Consider the following 16,173-nt stretch of genomic DNA (forward strand, 5'->3'; position numbering starts at 1 on the left):
CTGACGGATGCGAATATACCGGCAGAATATATAATGACAGGGACAAAATTGGAGCTATGAAGCCGTCATTTAGACGTGACACGTTTATTTTCATCAGCTTATTTTTGATAGGTCTGATAGTTGTTGGTGCTCTTGGAGCTGTTTTACTCGGACGTGCTCCGTCCGTGTTTCTTCGTGACTTATTTACTGACCCTGTCTGGCTATTCACCTGTGCGCTTCTGATCGCTATCTGGTTTTGGATGTATCCAAAATACCGGAGAAACTACGATAGACAAACGAGCTGATTCACTACTGCTCTGTTATCTACATACCCTGTACTGAGCGATCCGTGCGTCTCCTCTATTGACCGCAGTCGAGTCGGGGTATGACACTTGCTGAGGGTTTCAACGGGCCCGGCACGGTCCTTCACCTCGGCACCAGCCTGAGGAGGGGGACGTCGGCGTCGTCGATGGCGACGTAGAGGAAGCCCGTATCGGGCGCGACGGCGACGTCGCGGACCCGCCAACCCTCGCCGGCAAGCAGCGCCTCCCGCTCCGTCACCGCGATCGCGTCCCTGTCGCCGTCGTTGCCGTCCCCGCCCCCGACGTCCCCGCCGCCGACCGCGCCCTCGTACCCCTCGATCCCGAACCGTCCGAGGTAGCCGCCGGCGAGGGTGCCGACGAACAGGTCGCCCTCCCATGCCGGGAAGGCGTCGCCCCGGTACACGGTCATGCCCGCGGGCGGGAAGCCCCCCGACCCGCACTCCCAGTAGTGGACGGGGTCGACGACGTCGTCGCGCTCGTCCGGCCGGTCGCCGACGGGGGCGTCGGTCCCGTACGCACAGCCGTAGTGGGCGACCGGCCACCCGTGGTTGCCGCCGCGTTCGATCACCGTGATCGAGTCGCCGTCGCGCTCGCCGTGCTCGCTCGCCCAGAGGTCCCCCGTCCCCGGATGGACGGTCAACCCCTGCGTGTTCCGGAGGCCGTACGCGTAAACCGCGTCGGAGACGGCGGGGTCGTCGACGAAGGGGTTGTCCGCCGGGACGGCCCCGTCCGGCTCCAGCCGGAGGACCGCACCCAGGTCGTTGCTCGGGTCCTGTGAGACGTGTTCCGGACCGAAGTCCTTGAACTGGCGGTCGCCGACCGTGACGTACGCCATGCCGTCCCGGCCGAAGACGACCCGGGAGCCGTAGTGGCCCGTGGAGTCGACGAACGGTTCGGCGACGTACGCGGTCTCGAACCCCGCCAACGACGGTTCCGTCCCGTCGTCCGACGGGTCCCCGTCGAGCCGGCCGCGGCCGAGACACGTCGTCGTCTCGCCCGCCCCGTTCGACGCCGAGAAGGTGAGGTACACCCACGGCTCCTCGGAGAACGCCGGCCCGAGCGCCACGTCGAGCAGCCCCCCCTGCCCGGCGGCGGCGACGTCTGGCGTCCCCCCGACGGTCCGTGTCGTCCCCGCCGCCACGTCGACGAGCCTGAGGGTCCCCCGGCGCTCGGTCACGAGGAGACCGTCCCCGTCGGGGAGGAACGCCAGCCCCCACGGGCGTTCGAGCCCGTCCACGACCGTCTCGACGGCGTAGGGGCGCTGATCCGAACCGTCGTCTCCCGTCGCTCCGTCGCCGGCGCCCTCGCCGTCCGAACCGCTTGGGCCGCCCGAACCCCCCGATCCTCCCGAGACGCTCGAACCGCCGTCCGCTCCGTTCCCGAGACAGCCGGCGGTACCGAGCACGCCCACCGTCCCGACGGCGGCGGCACGGCGCAGGAGGTCACGCCGGGCGTGGCGGGCGTCGTCTCGGGAGTCGCCGCGGGCGTGGCGGGCGTCGTCTCGGGAGTCGCCGCGGGCGTGGCGGGCGTCGTCTCGGGCGTCGCCGCGGGCGTGAGGAGCATCCTCGCGGGCGTCGCCGCAGGTGTCGGCGCAGTCGGACGTTCGGGACGGGAGGGCGGGCGTCTCGGGCATCTGTCCGCCCCAGCCTTGGGCCCGGGAACCAATCAGGCTTCCGTCGGTCCCGTTGCCGGGATCAGTCCTCCCCGGCCGAGTCGTTCCCCTCCGGCGTTTCGTGCCCCGTGTCGCCGCCGAGCGGGCTCCGGAGGTCACGCCACGCCGCGACGACCTCGCCCCGCGACCCCTCGAGTTCGACCAGGTACTCGTCGCTGCCGTCCTCGTGAACGGCTATCGTGCCGTGGACGCCGTGATAACCGTAGTCGAGCACGCTCTCCCGGGTGATGTCGATCCGGACCCGGTCGCCCGTCTCGTACACCGGGCCGCCGCCGTCGATATCGGACGCCCAGTCGACCTCGTGGCCGCAGTCGGGACAGAAGCCGGTCTCGTACGAGGAGCCCTCGATGAAGCCGGACGCCATGATCGACGCCGGGAGCGCGAAGAGGCCGATCCCGAGGATCGCCACCGCGCTCCCGATCAGCTGCCCGAGCGGCGTCACCGGCGTCACGTCGCCGTAGCCGACCGTCGTCAGCGTGACGATCCCCCACCACATCGTCCCGGGGATGGAGGGAAACGCCTCCGGCTGGGCCCCCTGCTCCGCGAAGTACATCAGCGACGAGGCGACGACCAACAGGATCAGGTTCCCGGTCATCGCGACCGTCAACTCGCCGCGCTTGAGGTGAAACGCCCGCCCGAACGCCTGCATCGACTCGCTGTACCGGACGAGCCTGAACAGCCGGAGGAACCGGATCAGCCGGAGCGCACGGAGGAACCGGAGGTCGGTCGGGCCGCCGAGGAGGGTGACGTAGAACGGCAGGATCGCGACGAGGTCGAAGACCAGGAGCGGTCGGGTGGCAAATCGGAGCCGGCCGACGATCGGGCGGTCGTAGGGTTCGCCGGCCTCGACGGCGCTCCAGACCCGCGCGAGGTACTCGACCGTAAAGAGCGCGACCGAGACCGCCTCCAACACGTAGAACTCCGTCGCGTAGGCCGCCTGCAGCGAATCGACCGTCTCGAACATCACCGCGAGCACGTTCACCACGATGAGACACATGATGAACCAGTTGACCACCGTCCCGCCCCGGTCCAAGTGGGCGGGGTCGAGGAGTTGTCGTGTCCGCGCTCGCAACGTGGGGGGCTGCATCGTCACCCTATCGACGGGGGTGTGTGATAGGTCTTCGCTCCCGACGATCGCCGGACTGAGCGGACCTCGGTGGGTCGTCGAGAGGGACACCACCATACGCTGGTGTCGAGTATATACCGCCGAGCCGGGACCGATCGGTACGGACCGGGCACGGGCAGTCGACGGACTCGACGACGGACGCCGCCGGTTTCACTCGCATGTACAGGGATCAACGACACCGGGACGGAGGGGGATCGCGAACGAACGGGCACCGCGGCACGGCGACGGAACCGGACGGACCGGAACGAAGGGCGGTCCCGCTCGTGATCGCGGCGATCCTCCTGCTCGTCGCGGCGGCGGCGCTTGCAGGCGTGGCGGCCGCCGATCCGCTCGTCGAGCTCGATCCCGACGAGGACCTGTCGGGGGAGGGAACCGCTGAGGATCCGTACGAGATCGGGGACGCCTCCGAACTCCAGGCGATGCGAGGGAACCTGGACGCCAACTACGTCCTCGTCGCGGACATCGACGCCACCGGGACCGCCGCGTGGGACGGCGAGGCCGGCTTCGAGCCGGTCGGCGACGACGCCGACCCCTTCACGGGCTCGCTGGACGGGAACGGACACGTCATCGACGGGCTCACGATCGACCGCGGGTCGTCGGACGGCGTCGGGCTGTTCGGGGCGACCGAGGACGCCGATGTCGCGGCCGTCTCCTTCGTGAACGCGGACGTGACGGGGAACGCCCGCGTCGGTGCGCTCGTCGGCTCCCAGGAATCGGGCGTCGTGAGCGGATCGACGGCCGACGGCGACGTGACCGGCGAGGGCGACGAGTACGTCGGCGGGCTGATCGGGTACGGTGCTGGAGAGGTGACGGACTCGCACGCGACCGTCGACGTCGTGGGGGCGGCCGAGGACGAAACGGACGGTGACGAAACGGACGGGGGCGGGACGAACGCGGTCGGCGGGCTCGTCGGCCATCTCGACGGCACGGGCGAGGACGCGACCGACGCGTCGGTGACCGACTCGTCCGCGTCCGGGCCCGTGACGGCGACCGGCGACGAGGTCGGCGGGCTGATCGGTTCGGTCGTCCGAGCCGACGTGACGGGGTCGGACGCCACCGGGGCGGTCGACGGCAACGCCCGGGTCGGCGGGCTGATCGGGCGAAGCGACGGCGACCCCGAGGGCGACGTCGTCCAGATCGACGGCTCGTCGGCCGCCGGCGACGTCACCGGGGAGAACGACGAGGTCGGCGGGCTCGTGGGTTCCCTGGACCACACCGAAGTGCGCGCGTCGACGGCAACCGGTGACGTGATCGGGGGCGGCGACGTCGGCGGGCTCGTCGGCCTGAGCGACGTCGGGAGCCTCGTCGTCGACTCGGCCGCGGCGGGCGACGTCGCCGGCGGCAGCGGGCTCGCGATCGGTGGCCTCGTCGGGCACAGCCTGAGCGCGGACGTCACCGGGTCGACCGCCGGCGGCGACGTGACCGGCGGCGGCGACCTGGGTGGGCTGGTCGGCGTGGTCGCCGACGGCACGGTGACCGACTCGCGCGCCGTCGGTAACGTGACCGGAGTGGACGACGGGGAACGGGACGACGTCGGCGGGCTCGTCGGCCACCTCGACGACGGGACGGTGAGCGGGTCGTACGCGACCGGGACGGTGACGTCCGAGGCCACGGGCGTCGGCGGGCTCGTGGGCACGGTCGACGACGGCACGGTCCGCGACTCGTACGCGACCGGCACGCTCGTCGTCGGCTCCGCGGAACGGATCGGCGGGCTCGTCGGGCAGAACCGCGCCGGAGAAGACGCGGCGAGCACCGTGCGTGACTCGTACGCGAGGGTGACTATCGTCGGCGGCGACGCGGACACCGTCGGCGGGGTCGTCGGCGTCAACGACGGCGGCACCGTCGACACGACGTACTGGGACGTCGCCGCCACAGCCGAACTCGGCGACGAGGACGGCGTCGGCGGCCTCGAACCCGACGAGGAGAGCGTTGGAACGATCGCCCTCGACCCCCGCGACTTCGCGGGGTTCAACGCCACGATCGAGTTGGGCGGGCTCGACTTCGAGGGGACGTGGGTCCCCGGACCCGACGAACCAGATCTCGCGTGGAGCCCGCCGTACGCGGACGGCCCCGACGCCTTCGACGGACTGGTCGACGGCGACGGAACGACCGACGAGCCGTACCGGATCGGGACCGTCTACGAGCTCCAGGCGATCGGCGGACGGCCCGCGGCGGCCCACGCGCTGACGCGCGATCTCGACGCGTCGGCGACGGCGGATTGGGTGTCCACGGGCGGGGGCGGGTTCGGGTCGATCGGATTCGAGCCGATCGGGTCCGACATCCAGCCCTTCGAGGGGTCGTTCGACGGAAACGGGCACGTCATCGACGGGCTCACGATCGACCGCGACGAGGATGACGTGGGGCTGTTCGGCGTCGTCTCCGACGACGGGACGGTGTCGGACGTCGAGCTCGTGAACGCGGACGTGAGCGGGGTCAACCAGCTTGGCGCGCTCGTCGGGGCCAACCGAGGGGAGGTCACGGGGTCACACGCCGACGCGGAGGTCGTCGGGAAAGAGAGCTTCATTCCGGAGGGGAGCACGAGAGCGATCGGCGGTCTCGTCGGGTTGAACGACGGGAGCGTCCTCGATTCGAGCGCGGCCGGAACCCTCACCGTCGAGGAGGGCGACGGCGTCGGCGGACTCGTCGGCCGGAGTTTCGGGCTCGTCGACGGCTCGAACGCGAGCGTCGCGGTCAGCGCCGCTGACGGAAGCGCCGTCGGCGGACTCGTCGGCAACAACGACGGCGCGGTGATCGACTCGCGCGCCGCCGGAACCGTGAGCGCGGCGGACGGGACCTCCGTCGGCGGGCTTGTCGGGTCCAGCACGGGAACGCAGGGCGAGGACGACGTGATCCGCTCCGTCGCAACCGTGGACGTCCTCGCGCCGGGCGGCGAGCGCGTCGGCGGCCTCGTCGGCAACGCCGGCTCCTGGGCCGAGGTGATCGACTCGTCGGCCACGGGCGCGGTCGTCGGCGAGCGGTTCGTCGGCGGCCTCGTCGGGGACTCGGAGAGCGATATCTTCCGCTCGTTCGCGACCGGGGACGTCGAGGGCAACGAAGACGCCGGCGGGCTCGTCGGACGGATATACGGGCCGGTCGGCGACGCGTACGCGACCGGAGACGTCATCGGGGATGCCGAATCCACCCGGCTCGGCGGACTCGTAGGGCAACTCCATGGGAGCGTGGCGACGTCCTACGCGACCGGAGCGGTGAGCGGCGGCGAGGACGTCGGCGGCTTCGCCGGCGAGGTCGTCGGCACCGACGCGGTGTCCGACGCCTACTGGGACGTCGAGACGAGCGGCGTCGACGTCGGCGTCGGGCTCGGGCCGGACGACGGTGTGATCGGCCTCGAGACGGCACGCATGCAGGGCGCGGCCACCGTCGGGAACCTGTCGTTCGCGTTCAACCCGGTCTGGATCGCGACCGACGATTACCCGCGGCTCGTCCGACAGGTCGACGGCTACGCGCTCGCCGTCGACGAGACGGAGCTTGACGTCGGCGAGACCGCCGCGTCGACGGTGACGCTCGCGCTCGCCGACGGAACGAGCCTGACCGCCACCGAACCGGCGGCGTACGCGGTCGACGACGGCGACGTCGCGTCCGTCGACGGCGACGGGACGGTGACCGCGATCGACGACGGGGCGTTCGAGCTCGTCGCCGCCGCGAGCGGCTTCGAGGACGCGGTCTCGCTGTCGGTGGTCGCCCCGAGCACGGGGAGCTCCTCGTCGAGTTCGTCGAGCTCGTCGCCCTCGACGCCGACCCCCACGCCGACACCGACACCGACACCGACCCCGACGCCCGCCCCGACCGCGACGGAGACCGCCCCCGACCCCGAGCCGGAGCCGACCCCCACCGCGGAGCCGGAAGCGACCGAGGAATCGGAGGAGGCGAGCGCCGTGCCGCCGTCGACCGGCGGCCGCTCCGTCTCGCTCTCGCAGGCCGCCGTCGGAGGGAGCGCCGCGGCGATCGGCGGTTGGGCCGGGCTCGTGTTGTTCTCGCGGACCGAGCTGTTCGCGACGTCCGCGCCCGCGAGCGTCGCGAGCGCGGTCGCGGCGGTGCCGGGCGCGACCAGCTACGTCCTCGCCGAGCCCGAGCAGGCGGCGTTCGTCGTCGCGGGAACGGCGGTGCGGTCCGACGGAGCCGGCGAGAGACGGGACGGGGGCCCGGACCCGGACGGAGACGGGAACGGAACCGACGCCGTCGCTCCGGGCGACACGATAACGGTGGAGGCGACGATCGAGAACAAAGGCGACGTCTCCGGCGCGCGCGAGGTCACGCTCACGCTCGAGGACGCCGAGGACGTGACGACGCTCGACCTCGACGCACACAGCGCCGAGACGGTGGCCCTCGAGTACGGAACGACGCGCGACGACGCCGGGAAGACGCTCGGGTTCACGGTCGACTGTGAGACCGACGCCGCCGACGTCGACGTCGAGGTAACCGACGCGGCCGCGGACGACACGACAACTCAGGAACCAATGAACGAGACGACAACTGGCGACCGGGCGGGAAGCGGCGGCGAAACGACCGACGACGAGATCGACGAGGGGACCCGAACGGGGCCTCTCGACCGGCTCTGGATGGCGAAAGGGAAGGTCCTCGCGTACGTCGCCGGGACGATCATCATCTACATCGGCGCGACCAACTTCGCGGACAACCGCTTCGCCGGCGGGCTGGGCGTGTTCCTCGGCGTGATGGCGCTGCCGATCGTCCGCGCGCAGCTCCCGACGTCGACGCGCGTGCTGATCAGCCGGTACGGGAAGGTGCTCGTCGTCATCCTCGCGGCGGTGTTCAGCGGCGCGCTCTTCGACACGACGGCCGTCCTCGAGACGGTGCGGGCCCTCCTCCCCTGACACCGTAATGGCGTCGGCGTCCGATACCCTCCACAGCGAACGCGGTTCGGTCCCTCGTGATCAGCACGGACGAGACACCGAACGATCCCGTGACCGGTCACTTATCAACGGATCTCAACGGAACCGATTCCTCTTTTGACATCCTCCCCGCCCTGAAGGGCGAGGATTCCCGACCGCCGTTGGGATATTATGGTTCGCGGTTAGCAACCTGTTCTCGTGGGGCGAAACAGCCCTCACTACGGTCGAACAGGTGAACCGCTGGCTGTGCCAACCAGCCGTTATCCCTATCACCGCCATCCGTGGCGAGACTCGGGAGTACCTTTTGCCGAATGTTCTCCGCACCGTTCACGTCTGCGTTCGCAACCGTATCGCACTTCTCACACACGTACAGTCCACGTTCGACACGCTGGTTATCGTCCGTGTGGCCGCACGCCGAACACGACTTCGACGTATCGCGTTCCGACACTAACTCCACGTCGATACCTTCGGCTTCCGCCTTGTAGTCGAGTAGCGTCGTGAAGCGGTCGAACGCCCACCCGTGCAAGTCAAGATTGCCGTGGTCGCCCCAATTCCGAGACTCGTCGTTCTCATCGTCCTCGCGGATGCCACCAAGGTCGCCAACGACAACCGTTCCGACACCTCGTTCAACACACTCCTCCACGATTGCTTTCGAGAGGACGTGTAAGAAGTGCGTCCGGCGGCCCGTTCGCTTACGGTCGAGACGAGTGGCTTCACGGGACGAGGAATCGTCACACTTGGCTTTCTTTTTCGTGAAGTAGTATTCGTCCTCTTTCAGTGCGCCACCGGGATACAACACGGATTCACCGCCGAACGAGACAGCGGCGAAGTTACAAATCCCGAGGTCAACACCAGCCACCTCGTCACCCGGCGGTTCCGGGTCGATGGTGGTGCGACAGACGAATTGAAGTCGCCACTCGTCATGCTTGTAGATGGCGCGAACCTGTTGAATGTCCCACTCGGTCAGGTCAACATCAGGGCGAGTCTGGTACTCGCACAGGATGAAGTCCGAACGGTGTTCTTTCAGGTTGCGGCCTTTCGAGAGGCGAACACGAGTGAACTGTGCATCGTGCTTGAAGCCAGCCGCTTTGAACGACACAGTTGAACGTGGATGGGCGTCTCCGTTTTTGCGGTAGCCGGGCGGTCGGGCACGGTCGTCGCCATTCCGACGCTTGCCGAACCAGCCGTTGAACGCTTCAGCGAGTTCTTCGAGAACGCGCTGACTGGATTGAGAATGTAAGTCCGTGTAGCGTTCGTGGCTTTTGAGTTCGGCTTTGAGTTCCCCGTCATCGGGTATCTCACCCGTTTCATCCCACTGTTCTTGCGCGTAGTAGCGACCGACGTTCCAGAGTTTTGAGGCGGCCCATCCGAGCTGGTCGAGGTCGTCACGAACCTGTCGCTGGTTCGGTATCGTAGCCTCGAAGGTTCGGATGGTTCGACTCATTTTCTGGCTTCATAACTGGTTATGAATGCCGTTTTCTTAATAATGTCGATTGGCGTTGAATATCCCGTCTTGCCATCGGCGGTGGATTGCGTAAGAGTTGTCGGCTGTGTCCCCACCCTGAAGGGCGGGGTTTTAGCCTTGCAACTTCCATAAACAACCACGCCAGTCCCACGAGCACTTATAAACACGGTCCGTGACGGATCGCGCGATCCGCACGCTGTAGCGACTCACGTGTTCAGTCCACCGTCGGTCCGAAAGGGAGTTTCTGCCGCGTTACAGCTCGTCGGCCCACGGCCACGAGCGCTCGTCGCCGAACGGCCACGTGCCCGTGGCTTTCATCCCGACGTCGAAGCGCTCCTCGACGACCTCCGATGCGACGTCCTCGACCGACCGCCCCTCGACCGGACGGTCCGCCTCCGCGAGCTTCGCGACGCCGCCGGCGGACAGCACCGCCAGCTCGCGGAGGTCCCGGGGGTCGAGCTTGTCGAGCGTGTCGCCGTGGGTGTGCCCCCAGCCGCGGTCGTTGCCGCCGGAGCTGGACCGCCCCTGTGCGCCCGGCACGCCGCGCTGGACGAACGGCCAGTGGTCGCTGTGGGGGCGGAGCCCCTCCTCGATGGCGACCGGGATCCCGTACTCGTCGCTCACCTCCGAGAACGCCTCGCCGATCGCGTCGAAGCCGTGGGTGTGGACCTCGAGATCGCGGGAGTACCCCGCGCCGTCCATGTTCACGACGGCCTTGACGCGGTCGAGGTCGTGCGTGTGCGTCCAGTAGTAGGAGCCGTACAGTCCGACCTCCTCCGCGCCGACGACGAGGAACCGGACCTTCGTCTCGAGCTCGTCCTCGATCGACGCGAGGATCCGCGCGACGGAGACGACGAGCGCGGAGCCGAAGCCGTTGTCGTTCGCGCCGGTCCCGACGTCGTGGGCGTCGAGGTGGGCGGTGTACAGCACCTCCTCGTCGGTGTCCGGGCCGATGACGCCCTCGACGTTCCGCGAGGTCGCCGGCTCCGTTCGAGTCTCGACGTCGAGCGTGGCGTCGATACCGCCGTCGTCGATCGCGTCACAGTGTCGGCTGAGACGCGCCCCCAGCTCCTTGCTGAGCCCGACCGCCGGGATCGGGCCGGGGCCGTCGGTGTCGCCGATCCCGCCGGTCGGGGGGAGCGCGCCCTCCAGGTGATTGTAGAACAGGAACGCCTCCGCGCCCGACTCCGCGGCGTAGCCGTACTTCTCGCTCCGGTGGACCCAGCGCCCGTAGTCGTCCGGGGTGACGCTCGAGGCCATCGCGATCGTCCCGGAGAGGTCGACGTCCTCGAAGTCCTCCGGGAGGCCGTACCCCATGTCGACGATCTCGCCGGTCACCGTCCCCGAGGGGCTGCCCGGCAGCTCGACGAGCTCGTGGGAGCCGTCGAAGACGTTCGTGCGTCCGCCGTGGTCGATCGTCAGCGACGCGCCCTCCCGCCACCAGCCCGGGACCGGGAACGACGTCTCCGTGACCTCGGACACGCCCGCCGTTTCGAGGGCGTCGGCGATCAGCTCCGCGGCGATCGCCTCGCCCTCGTGGCCCGCCATCCGGTCGCCGAGGTCGGAGAGCTCGGCCAGAAGCTCCCAAGCCGTCGTGTCCGTGTACGCCTCGCCGATCGCCGCGGGTGGTACGCTCGTCATGCCCGTTCGGACACAGGACGCGTATATCAGGGTTTGGAAGCCGGCGGTCGAACCGATTGACGTGAGACGGGCGAACGGGCCGGCATGGGGCAGGCGGACGGGCCGACATGGAGCAGGCGAGCGAGCGCCGATGCGGAGTCGTCGAAACGCGGAATAACCAGCGGTCATCTCCGCTCCCCGCGGCCATGTGTTATGCGTATGGGTAATTATTAGGCCGGGGAAGACGATCGATCGATCGAGATGGCAGCACGAACCCCGCGGGTCGCTATCGACCACCTGACCGTCGTACCGGTCGGTTTCGACCCCGATGACGAAGGCGAAAGTGGCTCCGACAGCGACCGCGAGGGCGACGGAAACCCCGGTTCCAACCGCCCGACGTAGCCCGCCCGCGCCGACGCTCGGAGCTCCGAGGCCCTCAGTCGCCGACGGCGTCCGACAGCTCGACCGCGGTCGCCGAGAGCTCGTCGAACCGCTCGTCCGCCCAGTCGAGCACGGCCGGGTCGGACGACTCGAACACACACCGCGGGTTGTTTCGCTCGTCGTGGGCGATCACGCACGCGGTCTCCTCGTCCCGGAACAGCCCGAACCCGATCGGTTCGGTCGCGATCAGGACCGACGCGTTCTCGTCCACCAGCGCCCGGTCCGTCGCCGGGCCGAAGTCCTCGACCGATGCGTCGAGCACCTCTCGGTCGATTATCAGCCGGATGCGCGCCCCGCGGTCGAGCGCCTCCGCGGCCGCCTCGTTGTACTGCCGGGTGACGATCGGCGATATCGACCGGATGCTCTCGCCGGTGCCGCCACGGATCACCTCGACGACGCGATCGACGGCCGCCAGCGGGTCGCGGTCGTCGGCGACCGTGAGCTCGCCTTCGGTCAACGCAGACGGGGGGAACCCCGCCCCGACGCGCTCGAGGTCGGCCGCGAACCGCCCGTAGCGATCGGCCCGTTCGATCTCCGAGAGCAGGTCCTCGTACGCGTCGTGGACGCGCTCACCGGTCGCCGTCACGTGGTACGCGCTCCCGCGTTTGACCACCCAGTCGCGTTCGCGGAACCCGGCGAGGATCCGCTGGACGGTCGTTCTGGTGGCGTCGACCGCGTCCGTCAGCGCCGCCGGTCGGCGCGGATCGTCCCGCAGCGCCCGCAGGATCGCGGCGCGCGCCGGCGATCCCGAGAGGAATCTCGCCCCGTCGTGTCCGATCTCGGCCCCCATCGTGCGACCGTCGGGTACGGATCCCGACGTGTTAACCGTGTCGCCACGGGCCGACTATCGACGCGAACCGCGCCGGAGAGCGAACCGAGACACTCGCCTCGCTCGGCCGCAGAGCGGTTCAGGGACGGTGTCGGAACGTCACGACCGTCCCGATCTCGTCGTCGCCACCGACCGACTCCGTGGTGATCGTGAGCCCGAACACCGCGTCAGCGCCGACCGCCTCCTCGACGATCGCCCGGAGCGCTTCCGGGTCAGCACCGCCTTCGAGGACCGGGACCCGAACCCGCTCCCGGCTGACGCCGACGTCGCCGAGGTCGTAATCGGTGTGCTCGAACGCCTCGCGGATCGCGGTTTCGACGTCGGTCATGTATTCGGTGTCGATGCGTAGTTCCTTAAAAACCGGCGGCGAGAGCGCAGTGAGAGGCGGCGAGAGCGCAGTGAGAGGCGGCGAGAGCGCAGTGAGAGGCGGCGAGAGCGCAGTGAGAACACGACGAGAGCACGACGAGAAAGCGATCACGTTACCGAAGTATCGCAAAAAGATCTCCGTTTATCAAGATCGTTCGACGTTTCGAGGAATTCGTGTCGAACTCACGCCGATAACGGTTCGGCTGATCACTGCTATGAATAGACTTATGTCGTGACGCACGTGACGACATGACTATGAAACGTCGTGATTACCTCAAACGAACCGGCGCACTGGCAGTCCCCGCTACCCTGGGGGTTGCCGGCTGTCTCGACGACGCGGACGACGGCGACTTCCCCTCCCAGACGCTCTCGTGGATCGTCCCGTTCGGCGAGGGCGGCGGGACCGACACGTACGCGAGGCAGGTACAGGGCCCGATGCAGGAGGCGTTCGGCGAGTCGATCGAGATCGACAACCAGCCCGGCGCGGGCGGGCTCAACGGGGCACAGGCCCTCCACGGGGCAGAGCCCAACGGCTACACGATCGGCTCCGTGAACCTCCCGTCGGTCATCACGTCCTGGCTCGTCCAGGAGCCCGACTTCGATATGACCGAGGTCGAGGGCGTCGGCTCGATCGGGCGCTACCCGTTCATGCTGATCGTTAACCCGGCATACGACCACATCACGGACCTCGACGAACTCGTCGACGCGTATCAGGACGGCGAGTTCACTCAGTTCGCGATGCAGGGGATCGGCCACTCGACGCACGCCATCGCGCTGCTGCTCCGCGACGAGTACGGGATGGAATGGGAAGACATCGTGCCGTACGACGGCGGTGGCCCCACGAACGAGGCGGTGGCGACCGACGAGGTCCCCGTCGGGATCGCGACGGCGACGTCGGCGCTCGGTCCGTCGGAGGCCGGCGACATCAACGTCGTCGCGAACCTGTCCAGCTCCGAGACGCCCGTCTTCCCGGACATCGCTCCGGCGACCGACCTCGGCTACCCCAACATCGACTTCGTCTCCGAGACCGTGCTCGCGAAGTTCGCGCCGCCGGGGACCGACCAGGACCGCATCGACGTCATCAGCGAGGCGATGGAGACCGCCGTCGGGAGCGACGACGTCCAGGCGTGGTCCGACGACACCGGCAACGCCGTCGACTACACCGATCCCGCCGAGACCCACGACCTGCTGATCGAGTCGATCGAGAGCATCGAGGACTCGGTCGACCTCGCCCAGCTCCGCGAGTAATCGAACCACCGCAGTTATAAGCCACCCTCCTCCCTCGATCCGATGATACGATGAAACAACGAGTAAGCGACGTCCGCGACCGCCTGACGATGGAGCACGTACTCCTCGCGACGTTCATCGGAACGTCGGTGTACATGCTCGTCGAGTCATACGGGTTCCAGCCGGCGGGAGCGATGTTCCCCCGGTTCACGTCCGTCGCCGTGATCCTTCTCGGGCTGCTCCTCGTGTTCCGCACGTACCTCCCGACCCCGCTGCAGCGCGTCGTCACCGACTCGGGCGGGATGTTCGACGTCGAACCGGACGTCGGGGACGACGCCGCGGAAGGCGAAGCGGAGGGATCCGTAGAGGAAACGGAGGGCGTGAAAACGGAGGGCGTGAAAACAGAGGGCGTGGAAGAGGAAGGCGTGGAAGAGGAGGTTGTCGACGGAGCGAAGGACGCGGAAGGCGGGGCGGCGACGGTCGACGACGACGCGCACGTCGGTCGCGGGACGCTGGTGACCGGCGGGCTCTGTGTGGCGTACCTCTTCGCGTCGTACCTCGTCGGGATGCTCTGGGCGACTCCCCTGTTCGTGATCGCGTACACGGCGTGGACCCGCCAGCGGTGGTACGCGATCGTCGGGCTCGGGCTCCTCTCGTTCGGGATCGCGTTCCTGTTTTACGACGTGCTCAACCTGGATATCGCCTCCGGCTGGATACACGAGTGGCTCGTTACGGAGGTCCTGTAGATGTCGCTGTCCGTCTTCGTCGAGGCGTTCTGGACCGTCCTGAGCTGGCCGGTTATCTTCTGGCTCGTCGCCGGCATGCTCATCGGTATCATCGTCGGCTCCCTGCCGGGGCTCGGGGCCTCGCTCGGGATGGCCATCCTGCTCCCGCTGACGCTCGCGCTCGACGGGATATCGGCGATCATCCTCCTCATCAGCATCTACAGCGGCGCGATGTACGGCGGGTCGATCGCCGCCATCCTGGTGAACGCACCGGGCACCTCGGCGGCGGCGGCGACGACGTTCGACGGCTACCCGATGTCCAGACAGGGGAAGGCAGTCACCGCGCTGTCGCTGTCGGCGACCTCCTCGGCGCTGGCCGGATTCATCACGGTCGCGGCGCTGATCGTCGCGTCTCCGGTGTTGATCACCGTCGTCCGGATGTTCGGCTCGCCCGAATACTTCCTCATCGCCATCCTCGGGTTGGCGATGATCACGATCGTCGCACAGGGGGCGATGGTCAAGGGGCTCATAGCCGGCTTCTTCGGGCTCTCGTTGACGACCGTCGGGTCCGCCCCGATGACCGCCGACGTTCGGTACACGTTCGACTACTTCGCGCTGTTCGACGGCGTCTCGTTCGTCGCGGCGCTGATCGGGCTGTTCGCCGTCGCCGAGATGCTGAAGCTCGCGGGCGAACGCGGCGGGATCTCGAAAGGCGAGGTGCGGATGGGCGGCGACGTGCTCCCGGCGGTCAAGTCCGTCCTCAACCACCCGGTGACGCTGCTCAAGTCCGCGTTCCTCGGGATGGGGATCGGCGCGATCCCCGGCGCGGGGTCGACCGTCTCGAACTTCGTCGCGTACACCGAAGCGGTCCGGTCGTCCGACGACCCCGGGTCCTTCGGCCACGGGAACGAAGTGGGCGTGATCGCCTCGGAGGCGTCGAACAACGGCACGATCGGCGGGTCGGTGGTGCCGGCGATCGCCTTCGGGATCCCGGGCAGCGCCGCGACGGCCGTGCTCATCGGCGGGCTGATCATGCACGGACTCGTCCCAGGCCCGGAGCTGTTCGACGCGGACGCGAACCTGATCGTCACCTACTCCGTCTTCATCGCGCTGCTCCTCGGGAACGTCATCATCCTCGCCGTGGGGCTCGGGCTGGTGACTCGCGCCGGCTATCTGACGCGGATCGACACGAAGTACATCATCCCGATGATCATCGCGCTCGCGTTCCTCGGCGCGTTCGCGCTCCGGTCGGGCAACTGGTTCGACGTGGTGACGATCGTGGCGCTCGGCATCATGGGGTACTACATGAAGCGGTACAACTACTCGATCATCGCGTTCGTCCTCGGGGTCGTCCTCGGGTCGATCGCCGAGGAGAACCTCTACCGGTCCGTGATCCTCTCGCGACGGGTCGACTTCCCCGTCGACCTCCCGGTGTCGATCTTCTTCGTCCGCCCGATCTCGCTGCTGCTGCTGGTCGGGATCGTGGTGCTACTGATCGGCCCGATCGTTCGCCCGTACCTCGATCGATAACG

General features: G+C 68.3%; 11 protein-coding genes. 5 read left to right on the top strand and 6 right to left on the bottom strand.

Annotated elements, in window-relative coordinates; all coding sequences use genetic code 11:
* Positions 1 to 405: 405 nt before the first annotated feature.
* Both GRS48_RS00935 and GRS48_RS00940 read right to left on the bottom strand, forming a co-directional pair.
* Complete coding sequence (locus tag GRS48_RS00935) at positions 406 to 1,935, bottom strand: PQQ-dependent sugar dehydrogenase (RefSeq protein ID WP_200840183.1); 1,530 nt, start codon at positions 1,933 to 1,935, stop codon at positions 406 to 408.
* A gap of 61 nt (positions 1,936 to 1,996) precedes the next feature.
* On the bottom strand, positions 1,997 to 3,061 hold the full coding sequence (locus GRS48_RS00940) for an ion transporter (protein ID WP_159483071.1): 1,065 nt from the start codon (positions 3,059 to 3,061) through the stop codon (positions 1,997 to 1,999).
* Between the two features lie 197 nt (positions 3,062 to 3,258).
* Here GRS48_RS00940 and GRS48_RS00945 point away from each other — a divergent pair, with 197 nt between their 5' ends.
* Complete coding sequence (locus GRS48_RS00945; protein WP_159483072.1) at positions 3,259 to 7,950, top strand: GLUG motif-containing protein; 4,692 nt, start codon at positions 3,259 to 3,261, stop codon at positions 7,948 to 7,950.
* A gap of 187 nt (positions 7,951 to 8,137) precedes the next feature.
* Here GRS48_RS00945 and GRS48_RS00950 read toward each other — a convergent pair whose 3' ends face one another.
* Both GRS48_RS00950 and GRS48_RS00955 read right to left on the bottom strand, forming a co-directional pair.
* On the bottom strand, positions 8,138 to 9,412 hold the full coding sequence (locus GRS48_RS00950; protein ID WP_159483073.1) for an RNA-guided endonuclease TnpB family protein: 1,275 nt from the start codon (positions 9,410 to 9,412) through the stop codon (positions 8,138 to 8,140).
* Positions 9,413 to 9,685: 273 nt separating this feature from the next.
* Positions 9,686 to 11,074 carry a M28 family peptidase gene (locus GRS48_RS00955; RefSeq protein ID WP_159483074.1) on the bottom strand — a complete coding sequence of 463 codons (1,389 nt, stop codon included), beginning with the start codon at positions 11,072 to 11,074 and terminating at the stop codon, positions 9,686 to 9,688.
* Positions 11,075 to 11,314: 240 nt separating this feature from the next.
* Here GRS48_RS00955 and GRS48_RS14980 point away from each other — a divergent pair, with 240 nt between their 5' ends.
* Positions 11,315 to 11,455 carry a hypothetical protein gene (locus GRS48_RS14980; RefSeq protein ID WP_200840184.1) on the top strand — a complete coding sequence of 47 codons (141 nt, stop codon included), beginning with the start codon at positions 11,315 to 11,317 and terminating at the stop codon, positions 11,453 to 11,455.
* A gap of 34 nt (positions 11,456 to 11,489) precedes the next feature.
* On the opposite strand, the gene GRS48_RS00960 is transcribed toward GRS48_RS14980, so the two are convergent.
* Entirely contained in the window at positions 11,490 to 12,284 is a 795-nt protein-coding gene (locus GRS48_RS00960) for a winged helix-turn-helix domain-containing protein (protein ID WP_159483075.1), read from the bottom strand.
* A 118-nt stretch (positions 12,285 to 12,402) separates the two neighbouring features.
* Complete coding sequence (locus tag GRS48_RS00965; protein ID WP_159483076.1) at positions 12,403 to 12,651, bottom strand: hypothetical protein; 249 nt, start codon at positions 12,649 to 12,651, stop codon at positions 12,403 to 12,405.
* A 293-nt stretch (positions 12,652 to 12,944) separates the two neighbouring features.
* On the opposite strand from GRS48_RS00965, the gene GRS48_RS00970 reads away from it, so the two are divergent.
* From GRS48_RS00970 to GRS48_RS00980, 3 genes are read left to right on the top strand one after another with little or no spacing between them, the layout of a single operon-like run.
* Positions 12,945 to 13,937 (top strand): tripartite tricarboxylate transporter substrate binding protein, encoded by a 993-nt coding sequence (locus GRS48_RS00970; protein ID WP_159483077.1) that lies wholly within the window; start codon positions 12,945 to 12,947, stop codon positions 13,935 to 13,937.
* Between the two features lie 50 nt (positions 13,938 to 13,987).
* The gene (locus GRS48_RS00975) at positions 13,988 to 14,662 is read left to right on the top strand and encodes a tripartite tricarboxylate transporter TctB family protein (protein WP_159483078.1); all 675 of its coding nucleotides are present in this window, start codon (positions 13,988 to 13,990) and stop codon (positions 14,660 to 14,662) included.
* The gene (locus tag GRS48_RS00980; protein ID WP_159483079.1) at positions 14,663 to 16,171 is read left to right on the top strand and encodes a tripartite tricarboxylate transporter permease; all 1,509 of its coding nucleotides are present in this window, start codon (positions 14,663 to 14,665) and stop codon (positions 16,169 to 16,171) included.
* The last annotated feature ends 2 nt before the right edge of the window (positions 16,172 to 16,173 follow it).

The organism is Halorubrum sp. JWXQ-INN 858, assembly GCF_009806985.1.
Classification (GTDB): domain Archaea; phylum Halobacteriota; class Halobacteria; order Halobacteriales; family Haloferacaceae; genus Halorubrum.